Here is a 12,814-nt window from a genome sequence, read left to right as displayed (position 1 = left end):
CCCCAGGCGGGCCCTTCAGGGGCGTGGGGAACTGTGCGGGGCGGGGCTATGTGTCCAGGGCTGCCGCCTGGGTGATCGTGTCGGAGAGTCGGCGGACCGGCCCGCTCTCCGTGGCGGACGCCAGCTCCGCCGCGTGCCGGCCGAGTTCGCGGAGCGACGGCGCCCCGGGCAGCCCGCTCCAACGGCCGTCCCCGGAGCGCAGTGCGTCGGCGAAGTACGCGGCCACGGCCGTGACCTGGAGTCCGCTTCGTGCGGTCGTCGTGGTCCACAGGGGCCGGTCGAGGGCTGCCGCCTCCACCTGGCCCGTCTCCTCGTGCGCGACGCGGGTCGAAGGGTCCAGCCATCGCACCGTCGCCGTGGCCACGTGTCCCGTCGCGCCGGGCCTGACGCGTACCGCGTAGAGGGCCGTGACCGTGTGGCCGGGACCCGTCTCGCCGCCGTCCACCCGGTCGTCGCGGAAGTCCTCGTCGGCGACCTGCCGGTTGTCGTAGCCGATGAGCCGGAACTGGTCCACGGTCCCGGGATCGAAGGCGACCTGCGCCTTCGCGTCGCGGGCGGTGAGGTCGATGTTGCGCGGCAGTTCGTCGCAGAAGACCGTACGGGCCTCCTCGGCGTTCGACACGTACGTGGTGTGGCCGTCGCCCTTGTCCGCGAGGCGTTCCATCAGCGCGTCGCCGTAGTCGCTGCCCACGCCGACCCCGAAGAGCGTGATGCCGTGCTCGCGGCGGGCGTCCGCGATCCGGTCGAGGATGGCGTCGGCGTCGGTCTCACCGGTGTTGGCGAGCGCGTCGGAGAGCAGCACGACCCGGTTGGTGGCGCCCTCGCGCAGGCCGTCGACGGCCGTGCGGTAACCGGTGCTGACGCCCGCGCCGAGGTTGGTCGAGTCGGTGGGTTCGAGGGTGTCGATCGCGTCGTGGACGCGGCCGCGGTGGTCGCCCAGGCGGGTCATGGGGAGCACGGTCCTGGCCTCGTCGCTGAAGGCCACGAGCGCGACCGCGTCGTCGTCGCGCAGCCGGTCCGTCATCACGCCCAGGGATTCCTTCGCCAGGTCGAGGCGGCCCGGTTCGGCCATGGAGCCGGAGACGTCGATGACGAAGGTGAGGGCGGCGGGCGGGCGTCCGCCTGCGTCCTCGGCCTCGCGGGTGGCGAGGCCGACCCGGAGGAAGCGCCAGTCCCGGTTCTCCTGCCCGTACGAGTCGGAAGAGTCGGACGAGTCGGACGAGTCGGAAGAGCCGGATGAGCCGTACGGGTCGGATGAGTCGTCCTCGCGGAGCGGGTCCTCCGGGGCTGCCGTGTGGGCGCCGTCCATCGTGACCGTGAAGCCGTTGCCCTCGGGGCGTTCGTAGTTCTGGCGGAAGCTGTTGATGAACTCCTCGGGGCGGACCGTCGACGGGTCGGGCCGCCTGCCCTCCTTCAGGGTGCGGCGCGCGTAGCCGTAGGAGGCGGTGTCGACGTCCAGGGCGAAGGTGGAGAGGTAGTCGGCCGGGGGCGCGGTCTCCCTCTCCCGGAGTTCACCCTTCTGGTCGCCCTGCCGATCGCCCTCGCCGGTGTCCGAGGGGCTGGTCGGCAGGGCCGGGGCGGGGGCCGGGAAGCCGTTGCTCTCCCGGGACCTGCTGTCGCCCCGGCTGTCCGAACCGTCGTTGTCCCCGCCGCCGCAGCCGGTGAGCAGGAGCCCGACCGTGACGGTCGTGGCGACGAGTGCGCCGCGCACACGCTGCCGCCGGCGTCCCCGTGAGCCGCCCCGCGGCCCTCCCCCGATACTCGGCCGCCCTGTCTGATGCTGTTCGGTGCGCCTCATGTGTGCCCCCTCGGTGACCGCTGTGAGCCGACGTCTGTGACTGTGACGGCCGAGGCGGGCGGAAGGAGCGGCCCAAGGCGTTGCGGATGAATCTCGATGCGGCCACGGTGGGCGGCGGTTGAGACCGGTGGGTGATCCTCCGGAGACCTGAAGGTGTCCGGAGGGCCCGTACGGCGGCATCAGAGCTTCAAGGCATCAGAGTTTCGGAGCTTCGGAGCTTCAGAAGGGGTTACGACACCACGTCCTTGCGGGCGAAGCCTCGGAAGGCCAGGGCGAACAGCACCAGCGCGTAGGTGACGGAGACCGCCGTGCCCTGGATCATGCCGCCCCACTCGGGCTTGGGCTGTACCGCGTCGGCCCAGGCGAACTGCCAGTGCGCGGGCAGGAAGTGGCGCCAGTCGCCGAGGGCGGTGACCGCGTCCAGTACGTTCCCCACGATCGTCAGACCGACCGCGCCTCCCACCGCGCCCAGCGGGGCGTCGGTCTTCGTCGACAGCCAGAACGCGAGCCCCGCCGTGACCAGTTGGGACGCGAAGATGAACGCGATCACCACGACCAGCCGTTGGGCCGCCGTGCCCGCGGACAGGGAGCCGCCGGTCGGGATCTCCAGCGGGCCCCAGCCGTACGCGACCGAGCCCACCACCAGTGCGACGACCGGCAGCAGCACCATCGCGGCGAGGCTGAGGCCGAGCGCGACCACGAGCTTGGACCACAGGAGGCGGGCCCTGGGCACGGGCGCCGCGAGGAGGTAGCGCAGGGAGGACCAGCTGGCCTCCGAGGCGATGGTGTCTCCGCAGAACAGGGCCACGGGGATGACCAGCAGGAAGCCCGCGGAGACGAAGAGGTTCGTCGCGGCGAAGTTGGCGCCCGAGGCCGTGGCCGTGTCCATGAGGGTGACCCGGCCCTCGCGGCCGTCCGGCTGGCCGCCGATCGCGAAGGCCACGGCCAGCACGAAGGGCAGGGCGGCGAGGACCGCTCCCATGACCAGCGTGCGGCGCCGCTTCAGCTGACGCATCAGCTCGACCCGCAGCGGCAGGGTCCGCCCGGCGCGGTAGCCGTCCGCCACTTCGGCACGCTCTACAAGTGTGCTCACGCGGAGCCTCCGATCAGGGTCAGGAACGCGTCCTCCAGGCGACGGTGGGGGCCGAGGGCGGCCACCGGTACTTCCAGCCGGACCAGCTCCACGAGAAGCCGGGCGGCCGCCGCGGAATCCTCGATCGCCGCGGAGCTCTCGACCACCCCGGAGCTCTCGATTCCCGCCGAGTCCGCGATCACCGTGGAGTCCGCGATCCCCGCCGAGTTCGCGATCGCCGCGGGACCCTCGGCTGCCGTGGGATCCACGGCCGCCGCGCTCCTCGCAGTCAGCCGTATCAGCAGGCCGTCGTCCGTCCGGATCGCCGTGTCGACGCCCGGCAGTGCCGCCACCTTCTCGACCAGCGGGTCCGCGATGTCGGCCGCGAGGCCGACGAGGAGGGTGTCGCCGGAGCCGATGATCTCGTGGACCGGTCCTGCCTGGACCAGTCGGCCCCGGTCCATGACGACCAGATGCGTGCAGGACTGCTCGACCTCTGCGAGGAGGTGGCTGGACACGATGACCGTGCGTCCGGCGGCGGCGTAACGGATCATGACCTCGCGCATCTCGCGGATCTGGGGCGGGTCGAGGCCGTTCGTCGGTTCGTCGAGGATCAGCAGGTCCGGGAGGCCGAGCATGGCCTGCGCGATGGCCAGGCGCTGCCGCATGCCCTGGGAGTACGTGCGGACCGCGCGGGCCAGCGCGTCTCCGAGGCCCGCGATCTCCAGCGCCTCCTCCAGGTGGGCGTCCTCGGACGGGCGTCCGGTGGCCTGCCAGTACAGGTCCAGGTTCTCGCGGCCGGAGAGGTGCGGGAGGAAGCCCGCGCCCTCCACGAAGGCGCCGACCCGGGAGAGGACCGGCGCGCCCGGCCGGATCGCGTGCCCGAAGACCCGGATCTCGCCGCCGTCGGGCTTGATGAGGCCCATGAGCATGCGCAGTGTGGTCGTCTTGCCCGCGCCGTTCGGCCCGAGCAGGCCGAGGACCTGGCCCTTCTCCACGCGGAACGACAGGTCCCGTACGGCATAGCGGTCCGACGACTTCGCGTACCGCTTGCTCAGGTCGGTGATCTGGAGCGGGACCTCGGCGAGCGCCGGGTCGGGCGGCGTCGCGGTCGTGCGGCGGCGGCCCGTCAGCAGCAGGGCCAGCGCGGTCAGCGCGCCGGCGATCGGCAGCCACCACACCCAGGCGGGCAGCCCCGTGGCCCCCGTCGTCACACCGGGCGCCGTCGGCACGGCGAGGTCGCTCTTCAGGGAGACCGTGTACGTCGCCGGAGCCACCGGGGACGCGTAACCGAGGTCGGTCGAGGCGAGGACCAGGCGCAGCCGGTGGCCCTCCTGCACCTCGTGGTCGATGGCGGGCAGGGTGAGGCGGACGTCCTTGCCGCTGTCACCGGTCGCGACCCGGACGGGGGTGACCAGCTGGGACGGCAGGACCTGCTGCCTGCCGCCGGGGCCGACGTCGTACACCTTGGCGAAGAGGACGGCCTCGCCGGTCGTCGACTTCACGTTCACCGTCGCGGTGGGCGAGCCGGTGATCCGCAGGTCCTCGGTCACGGCCTCGGAGTCGAACCGCGCGAACTGCCCGGGGAAGTCGAGGGACACCCCGACGCCGAGCGAGGACAGCTGGGAGAGGCTGCCGCCGCCGAGACCGGGGAGGGCGGAGATACCGGGCGGGCTGGCGCCCGCGGGGTTGGAGAACTCCTGCTCGCGTCCGCTCAGCGCGATCTTCCGGTCGTCGCCGGTGAGCCCGGGGTAGGTGTCCGCGTCGGCGCCCCGCAGCTGGGCGCCGCCGTCGGTCGAGTCGATGCCGCCGGTGCGGGTGACCCGGAACGCGGGGCCCGTGTCGGCCTTCTCGTCGTCCTTGAGGTAGCGGTCGAACCAGGAGTTCACTCGCGCGTGCAGGCGGTCCGTCTCCATGTCGCCGCCGTCGTGGCCGCCGGCGATCCAGTCGACGTCCACCGGGGCGCCGTTGGCCCTGATGGCCTTCGCGATCCTGTCGGCCTGGCCGAGCGGGAAGAGGGAGTCGGTCTGGCCCTGCATGATGAGCGTGGGGACCTTGATGCGGTCGCCGACGGCGGAAGGGCTGCGCTCCTCCAGGAGCTTCACGGCCTTCGCGTCGGGCTCTCCGGACTCCGCGACCCGCTCGTACATCTCGCAGAGCTGGGTCTCGAACTTGTCGCAGCCGCCGCCGGAGTTGATGAACATGCCGGCCCAGAGCTTCTTGAAGACGCCGTTCGGGAACAGCGCGTCCGCGAGGTTCCAGTACGTGATCGCGGGGGCGATGGCGTCCACGCGCTGGTCGTAGCCCGCCGCGAGCAGCGAGACCGCGCCGCCGTACGAGGCTCCGGCGACACCGACCCGGGGGTCGCCGGCCTTGTCGAGCTCGACCTCGGGGCGCTTCGCGAGCCAGTCGACGAGCTTGGAGACGTCGGCGACCTCGCCCTTCGGGTCGTTCAGGCCGATCTTGCCCGTGGATCTGCCGAAGCTGCGGGACGACCAGGTCAGTACCGCGTAGCCGTCGCGGGCGAGGTCCTCCGCCTGCTTGCGTACGTCCTCCTTGTTGCCGCCGAAGCCGTGTGTCAGGAGGACGGCGGGGCGGCGGCCGGCGTCTTCGGAGCCGGTGGTGAAGTACGACGTGTCGATTTTCACTCCGGCCGCCGTGGGGAGGAGCCGGTCGGCGCGGTGTACCGCGGGTGCCTTGTCGGAGGCGACCGCTGTCCATGTCCCGGCACCGGCGAGCACGACGACGAGGGCCGCGGCGGTCCACCGTCGCGGCCCTCGCAACCACCGTCGTGGTGCTGCGGGCATTCGAAGATCCATGCTTCAACGGTACGGGGCCCTGCGGGGCGGGGGTGCAGTCGGTGGGGGGAGGCGGGCGGTATCCCGTAGGAGTACGGGGGTCTTCCCGTGTACCGCGTTCGCTGTATGCGAGGGGGTGTCGGCGGGGGGTGGGTACGCGTGGCTGGTCGCGCCGTTCCCCGCGCCCCTGGGGGGGCTGCGCCCCCTGAAGGCAACCGATTGCGCCGTTCCCCGCGCCCCCAAAGGCGAGGCGAAAGACTGCGCCGTTCCCCGCGCCCCTAAAGGCGAAAGAATTGCGCCGTTCCCCGCGCCCCTAAGTCGTGGGGATTGTCACCAGCCAGCGGGTGGTTCGGCGGGGGTGTAGGTAGAAGGCCCAGTAGAGGGTTGCGGCTGCTGTGATGCCGCCTGTCCATGCCAGGTAGGTCGGGTCCTGCATGGTAAGGACGTAGGCCAGGACCGCGATCAGGAGGACCGGGAGCGTCGGCCACAACGGCATGCGCCAGGCGGACGTGTGGGCGTGGGGGCCTCGGCGGGCGAGCAGGGCGGCGACCGCGACGAGGATGTACATGCTCGTGACGGAGACGCCCGTGATGCCGTACAGGGTGTCGAGGTTCACGAAGCAGAGCGCCGCTCCGGGGACGCCCACCGCGAGGGTCGCCACCCACGGGGAGCCGAAGCGGCCGAGCTTGGAGAGGGCGTTGTTGACGGGGTCGGGCCAGGCCTTGTCGCGGGCGGAGGCGAACAGTACGCGGGAGTTCTGGATGACCATGACGATGCCCGCGTTGATGATGGCGAGGGCCACGCAGAGGCTGACGAAGGTGCCGACCGCCGAGTTGGACCAGGCGGTGACCATGCCGCCGATGTCGCCGCCGGTGAGCGCGGCCAGGTCCGGGGCGCCCACGGTGATCGCGGCCACCGGCACGAGGATGATCACCGTGGAGATGGCGAGGGTGGCCAGGACCGTACGGGCCACGTTGCGGCGCGGGTTCTCCAGTTCCTCGGAGAGGTAGACGGCCGTCGAGAAGCCCTGGGTGACGAAGAGGGCGATCGCGAGCCCGGAGACGACCAGCATCACCGTCACGGTGTCCGGGTGGCCGCCGGATCCGGCCACTTCCATGGACACCAGGCTGTCCGCGCCCCGCTCGGCGTGCGCGAAGCCCAGGACGGCCACCACGGCCGCGGCGATGACCTCAAGGACCAGGAAGACCCCGGTGATCCAGGCGTTGGCCCGCAGGTCGAGCAGGCCCGCGAGGGTGGCGAGCACCATCACGCCCGCGCCCGCCCAGGACGGGTCGAGGTGCACGACCGGCGCGAGGTAGTCCGCCGTGCCCATCGCGATCACCGGCGGGACGATCATGACGACGAGGATCGACAGGACGAAGACCAGCCAGCCCGCGAGCCGTCCGGCCATCGTCGACACCATGGCGTACTCGCCGCCCGCGCTGGGGATGAGGGTGCCCAGCTCCGAGTAGCAGAACGCCACGGCGATACAGAGCAGCGAGCCGATCGCGACGGTCAGCGCGGTCGCCGTACCGAGGGACGCGAAGAGGTCGGGCACGACCACGAAGAGCGTGGAGGCCGGCGTCACGCAGGAGATCGTGAGCAGGGTGCCGCCGACGACGCCGATGGAACGCTTGAGCGTACGGGGGCCGGTCTCGCGGGGACTGCTGTCCGGCGCCCCGGGGACGGTGGCGGAGTCGACAGGGCGGAGCGTGTCGGTCATGGAGCGGTTCCGATCGACTCGTGCGGCGGTGTGCGGCGGTGATGTCGGACGGGAGCGGTATCGCCTCCGGCGGCTGCGGGACGGCCTGACGGCGTGATGGGTGGTGTGTGGTGCGTGCTCCCGTGCCGCATCGAACCCTGCGGAATCCGAATCGTCAACGGTCGTTCGCCTACGGAATCCGTAGGTGAAGAGGGGGTTAACTGCCGTTCATGGCAGTGGTGGGCAAGTGACCCCGGTCATCCGGTCCGTGCGGGAACCGCAGCGCGGGCCCCGAAACTCACCGGGCCGATTCCGGAGTCCGGACGTCGGGACGTCGGGGGGGCGGGGGGCCGGGGGGTACGGCGACGGCCCGCCGCCGCCGGGGAGGCGGACGGCGGGCCGTCGGTGGAAGGCGCCGGGCGGACTCAGTGGTTGCGCGGGAAACCGAGGTCGACGCCGGACGGGCCCTCCGACGGGTCAGGCCAGCGGGTCGTGACGACCTTGCCTCGGGTGTAGAAGTGCGTGCCGTCGTTGCCGTAGATGTGGTGGTCCCCGAAGAGGGAGTCCTTCCAGCCGCCGAAGGAGTGGTAGCCGACGGGGACGGGGATCGGCACGTTGACGCCGACCATGCCCGCCTCGATCTCCAGCTGGAAGCGGCGGGCCGCGCCGCCGTCCCGGGTGAAGATCGCGGTGCCGTTGCCGAAGGGCGAGTTGTTGATGAGGGCCACTCCCTCGTCGTACGTCTCGACGCGCAGCACGCACAGCACCGGCCCGAAGATCTCGTCCCGGTAGGCGTCCGAGTCCGTCGGGACCTTGTCGAGCAGCGAGAGCCCGATCCAGTGGCCGTCGGCGTACTCGGGGCGTCCCTCGACGGTGTAGCCGGTGCCGTCGAGGACGACCTCGGAGCCCTGGGCGGCGGCGCCCGTCACGTACGAGGCGACCTTGTCGCGGTGGGCCGCGGTGATCAGCGGGCCCATCTCGGAGGCCGGGTCGTTGCCGGGCCCGATCTTGATCTTCTCGGCGCGCTCGCGGATCTTCTCGACCAGTTCGTCGCCGATCGCGCCGACCGCGACGACCGCCGAGATGGCCATGCAGCGCTCGCCCGCCGAGCCGTAGGCGGCGGAGACGGCCGCGTCCGCCGCCGCGTCCAGGTCGGCGTCGGGGAGAACCAGCATGTGGTTCTTGGCACCGCCGAGGGCCTGTACGCGCTTGCCGTTGGCGGAGGCGGTGGTGTGGATGTGACGGGCGATCGGGGTCGAGCCGACGAAGGAGACCGCCTTGACGTCCGGGTGCTCCAGGAGGCGGTCGACGGCCACCTTGTCACCGTGGACGACGTTGAGGACACCGTCCGGCAGACCCGCCTCCGCGAACAGCTCGGCGAGCCGGACGGACGCCGACGGGTCCTTCTCGCTCGGCTTCAGCACGAAGGTGTTGCCGCAGGCGACGGCCAGCGGGAACATCCACATCGGCACCATGGCCGGGAAGTTGAACGGCGTGATGCCCGCGACGACCCCGAGCGGCTGGCGGATCGAGGCCACGTCGACCCGGGAGGCCACCTCGGTCGACAGCTCGCCCTTCAGCTGGACGGTGATCCCGCACGCCAGGTCGACGATCTCCAGGCCGCGCGCGACCTCCCCGAGCGCGTCCGAGTGCACCTTGCCGTGCTCGGCGGTGATCAGCTCGGCGATCTCGTCGCGGTGGGCGTGGAGCAGCGCGCGGAACGCGAAGAGGATCGAGGACCGCTTGGCGAGCGAGGAGGTGCCCCAGGTCGCGTAGGCGCCCTTCGCGGCGGCGACCGCGGCGTCCACCTCCTCGACGCTCGCGAAGGCGACCTTCGTGGTGACGGCGCCGGTCGCCGGGTCGGTGACCGGCCCGTACGTGCCCGACGCGCCCTCGACGGCCTTGCCGCCGATCCAGTGGTTGACGATCTTCGTCGTGCCAGACGTCGTGCCAGACGTGATGCCAGTCGTCATGCCTGAGAACTCCTTCACAGATGGCGGCGCCGGGTGGAGGCCAGCCGTTCGTACAGCTCGCGCGCCTTGACCGCCGACGGTCGGGTCGCGGTCTCGGCCACAGGAACATCCCACCAGGCCTGGGCCGGAGGCGCGCCCGACACTGTGTCTGCCGTTTCGGTCTCCACGTAGACACATGTGGGCGTGTCGGCGGCCCGCGCCTCGGTGAGGGCCTCGCGCAGGTCGCTCACGGTCTTGGCGCGCAGCACCCGCATGCCCAGGCTCGCCGCGTTGGCGGCCAGGTCGACGGGCAGCGGGCGCCCCGTGTACGTGCCGTCCTCGGACCGGTGGCGGTAGGCGGTGGCGAACCGTTCGCCGCCCACCGTCTCGGAGAGGCCGCCGATGGACGCGTAACCGTGGTTCTGCAGGATCACCACCTTGATCGCGATGCCCTCCTGGACGGCGGTGACGATCTCGGTGGGCATCATCAGGTACGTGCCGTCGCCGACCAGTGCCCACACGGGACGGTCCGGGGCCGCCATCCGGACGCCGATCGCGGCCGGGATCTCGTAGCCCATGCAGGAGTAGCCGTACTCGACGTGGTACTGGTCGCGGGACCGGGCGCGCCAGAGTTTGTGCAGGTCGCCGGGGAGGGAGCCGGCCGCGTTGACGACGATGTCCTCGCCGGTGACCAGTTCGTCGAGGACGCCGAGGACCTGCGGCTGGGTGGGCCGGACGTCGGGGTCCGCCGCCTCGAACGCCGCGTCGACGCGGTGCTCCCAGCGCTCCTTGTCGTCGGTGTACTCGGTGACGTACGTGGGTCCGGCGCGGTGGCCGTGCGGGGCGAGGGCCGCGGTGAGTGCCTCCAGTGCCGTGCGCGCGTCGGCCACCAGCGGCTGCCCGGCCATCTTGTGGCCGTCGAAGGAGGCGATGTTGATGTTCAGGAAGCGCACCCCCCGGGCGGCGAAGAGGGTGCCGGAGGCGGTGGTGAAGTCGGTGTAGCGGGTGCCGACGCCGATCACCAGGTCGGCGGTGCGGGCGAGTTCGCAGGCGGTGGCCGTGCCGGTGTGCCCGATGCCGCCGACGTCCGCCGGGTGGTCCCAGACGAGCGAGCCCTTGCCTGCCTGCGTGGAGGCGACCGGGATGCGGGTCAGGTCGGCGAACTCCCTGAGCGCGTCCTCGGCCCCGCTGTGGTGGACCCCGCCGCCCGCTATGAGCAGGGGGCGCCCGGCGGCCCGTATCGCCCGCACGGCGGCGGCCAGTTGCGCGGGGTCGGCGGCCGGACGGCGTACGGACCAGACGCGTTCGGCGAAGAACTCGTCGGGCCAGTCGAAGGCCTCCGCCTGCACGTCCTGCGGGAGCGCGAGGGTGACGGCGCCCGTGTCGAGCGGATCGGCGAGCACGCGCATCGCCTGGAGGACGGCCGGGATCAGGGCCTCGGGGCGGGTGATCCGGTCGAAGTACCTCGACACCGGACGCAGACAGTCGTTGACCGACACATCGCCCGCGTACGGGACTTCGAGCTGCTGCAGGACCGGGTCGGCGGGGCGGGTCGCGAAGACGTCACCGGGCAGGAGGAGCACCGGGAGACGGTTGATCGTGGCGAGGGCGGCACCCGTGACGAGGTTGGTGGCGCCGGGGCCGACGGACGTGGTGACGGCCTGCGCCGAGAGGCGGTCGCACTGGCGCGCGTAGCCGACGGCGGCGTGCACCATGGACTGTTCGTTGCGGCCCTGGTGGTACGGCATGTCGTCGCCGTACTCGACGAGCGCCTGGCCGAGCCCGGCGACGTTGCCGTGGCCGAAGATGCCCCAGGTGGAGTCGATCAGGCGGCGCCGCACGCCGTCGCGCTCGGTGTACTGGGCGGCGAGGAACCGCACCAGCGCCTGTGCGACCGTCAGCCTTGTCGTCGTTGACCTCGGCTCTGTCATCGGTAGCCCTCTGTGCTCTCTACGTGTCACGGGTGGAATCACGGATGGAAGCTGATCCGCCACGTCATACGTCTGAGCGGGCCCTACGTCTCTACGGCCCGCCCGCCAATCCGTCGTGCACGGCCTGGTGCGCGGACGAGTACACGGACGAATGCCCGTCCGGATGCGCGTCCGGGCGCATGCCCTCGCCCCCGGCCTCGTGCACGGCCGACTGGCAAAGACCTCCGGCGCGGAGCCGTAGCGGGCGGGGAGTCGTCGCTCGCACTTCGCTCCTGCCAGGGCGAAGCGGACTTCCGCGCCGGAGGCGATCTGTGCCCGGGCGTGACGGGGGCGTACGCGAAGTCGGCGACTTCGGCGAACACGCGCTCCCTGCCCAGGAGTTCAAACACTTTGCCCTCTTTATTCCCCTCTGTGCGCACCGTACAACCGCTGCCCGGCACACGTACGGCTCTTGTCCGCCTTCACGTCACCGCCCCCGCGGCGACGGCCTGTTCGACCTCGGGGAGCGTCGGCATGGCGGAGGAGCACTCCAGGCGGGAGGCGACGATGGCGCCCGCGGCGTTGGCGTGGCGCATGACGCGCTCCAGGTCCCAGCCGGCGAGCAGGCCGTGGCAGAGGGCGCCGCCGAAGGCGTCACCTGCGCCGAGGCCGTTGAGGACCGTGACCGGGAGTGGGGGGACCCCCGCGAAGTCCCCGTCGCGGTGCATGGCCAGGACACCCTTGGGGCCCTGTTTGACCACGGCCAGTTCCACGCCCGCGTCGAGGAGGGCGCGGGCCGCCGCGTGCGGTTCGCGCAGGCCCGTCGCGACCTCCACCTCGTCGAGGTTGCCGACGGCGACCGTGGTGTGACGCAGGGCCTCGGCGTAGAAGGGCCGGGCGGCGGCCGCGAGGTCGGACGGGGTCGCACCCTTCCCGGCGGCGGCCTTCCCTGCCGCGTTCTTCCAGAAGACCGGCCGCGAGTCCAGGTCGAAGACCGTCGTGCCCGACTTGGCGCGGTGGGCCAGCGCCGCGAGGGTCGCCGTGCGGCTGGGCTCCTCGCACAGGCCCGTACCCGTGACCCAGAGGATCCGGGCGTCGCGGATGGCGTCCAGGTCCAGTTCGTGGGCGTCGATCTCCAGGTCGGGCGCCTTCGGCTGCCGGTAGAAGTACAGCGGGAAGTCGTCCGGCGGGAACACCTCGCAGAAGGTGACCGGTGTGGGCAGCCCGGGGACCGGCGTCACCCAGCGGTCGTCGACCCCGAAGTCCCGCAGCGCCTCGTGCAGATACGTGCCGAAGGGGTCGTCCCCGGTCCGCGTCACCACGGCCGTACGCCGTCCGAGCCGGGCCGCCGCGACCGCCACGTTGGTGGCCGAGCCGCCGAGGAACTTCCCGAAGGACGTCACCTGCGGGAGCGGCACCCCGGTCTGCAGCGGGTAGAGGTCCACGCCGATCCGCCCCATGGTGATGAGGTCGAACGCACTGGACTCCGCGGACTCGGCCATCGAGCTTCCCTCCGTATCGGTGGACCCCAGGTCTAGCGGCGCCGACAGAGCCCTGTCAATTGGTTGTCCGGACATTCGGA

7 protein-coding genes and 1 pseudogene are annotated in these 12,814 nt (G+C 71.9%); all 8 read right to left on the bottom strand.

The annotated features are described in order from the left end of the window. Window positions 1-46 precede the first annotated feature (46 nt). The 8 genes and pseudogenes from OHS59_RS28735 to iolC all read right to left on the bottom strand — a co-directional run bounded on the left by OHS59_RS28735 (window position 47) and on the right by iolC (window position 12,734). Window positions 47-1,798, bottom strand: coding sequence for a YfbK domain-containing protein (locus tag OHS59_RS28735; protein WP_443061516.1), 1,752 nt, complete (start codon window positions 1,796-1,798; stop codon window positions 47-49). Window positions 1,799-2,027: 229 nt separating this feature from the next. Beyond that, window positions 2,028-2,891, bottom strand: coding sequence for an ABC transporter permease (locus OHS59_RS28730; protein WP_328496242.1), 864 nt, complete (start codon window positions 2,889-2,891; stop codon window positions 2,028-2,030). Next, window positions 2,888-5,689 (bottom strand): alpha/beta fold hydrolase, encoded by a 2,802-nt coding sequence (locus OHS59_RS28725; protein ID WP_328496241.1) that lies wholly within the window; start codon window positions 5,687-5,689, stop codon window positions 2,888-2,890. Before OHS59_RS28725 ends, OHS59_RS28730 begins: the two co-directional genes overlap by 4 nt. Before the next feature lie 292 nt (window positions 5,690-5,981). Continuing rightward, a complete protein-coding gene (locus OHS59_RS28720) occupies window positions 5,982-7,391 on the bottom strand; it encodes an APC family permease (RefSeq protein WP_328496240.1) in 1,410 nt (469 codons plus the stop codon). Between the two features lie 404 nt (window positions 7,392-7,795). Further along, on the bottom strand, window positions 7,796-9,343 hold the full coding sequence (mmsA, locus tag OHS59_RS28715) for a CoA-acylating methylmalonate-semialdehyde dehydrogenase (RefSeq protein ID WP_328496239.1): 1,548 nt from the start codon (window positions 9,341-9,343) through the stop codon (window positions 7,796-7,798). A gap of 14 nt (window positions 9,344-9,357) precedes the next feature. Continuing rightward, complete coding sequence (iolD, locus tag OHS59_RS28710) at window positions 9,358-11,253, bottom strand: 3D-(3,5/4)-trihydroxycyclohexane-1,2-dione acylhydrolase (decyclizing) (protein ID WP_328499404.1); 1,896 nt, start codon at window positions 11,251-11,253, stop codon at window positions 9,358-9,360. Window positions 11,254-11,424: 171 nt separating this feature from the next. After that, window positions 11,425-11,681: pseudogene (locus OHS59_RS28705) on the bottom strand (5-deoxy-glucuronate isomerase); the annotation flags it as partial. 33 nt (window positions 11,682-11,714) lie between these two features. Continuing rightward, the gene (gene iolC / locus OHS59_RS28700) at window positions 11,715-12,734 is read right to left on the bottom strand and encodes a 5-dehydro-2-deoxygluconokinase (RefSeq protein ID WP_328496238.1); all 1,020 of its coding nucleotides are present in this window, start codon (window positions 12,732-12,734) and stop codon (window positions 11,715-11,717) included. Between the last annotated feature and the right edge of the window lie 80 nt (window positions 12,735-12,814).

It is taken from the genome of Streptomyces sp. NBC_00414 (assembly GCF_036038375.1).
GTDB lineage: Bacteria > Actinomycetota > Actinomycetes > Streptomycetales > Streptomycetaceae > Streptomyces.
Note: the sequence above shows the minus strand (reverse complement) of the source record. Positions and strands in the feature narration are given on the sequence as shown.

Coding starts and splice junctions, on each gene's coding strand:
- OHS59_RS28735 (WP_443061516.1), bottom strand. CDS start 1,798: ATGAGGCGCACCGAACAGCATCAGACAGGGCGGCCGAGTATCGGGGGA.
- OHS59_RS28725 (WP_328496241.1), bottom strand. CDS start 5,689: ATGGATCTTCGAATGCCCGCAGCACCACGACGGTGGTTGCGAGGGCCG.
- OHS59_RS28720 (WP_328496240.1), bottom strand. CDS start 7,391: ATGACCGACACGCTCCGCCCTGTCGACTCCGCCACCGTCCCCGGGGCG.
- mmsA (WP_328496239.1), bottom strand. CDS start 9,343: ATGACGACTGGCATCACGTCTGGCACGACGTCTGGCACGACGAAGATC.
- iolD (WP_328499404.1), bottom strand. CDS start 11,253: ATGACAGAGCCGAGGTCAACGACGACAAGGCTGACGGTCGCACAGGCG.
- iolC (WP_328496238.1), bottom strand. CDS start 12,734: ATGGCCGAGTCCGCGGAGTCCAGTGCGTTCGACCTCATCACCATGGGG.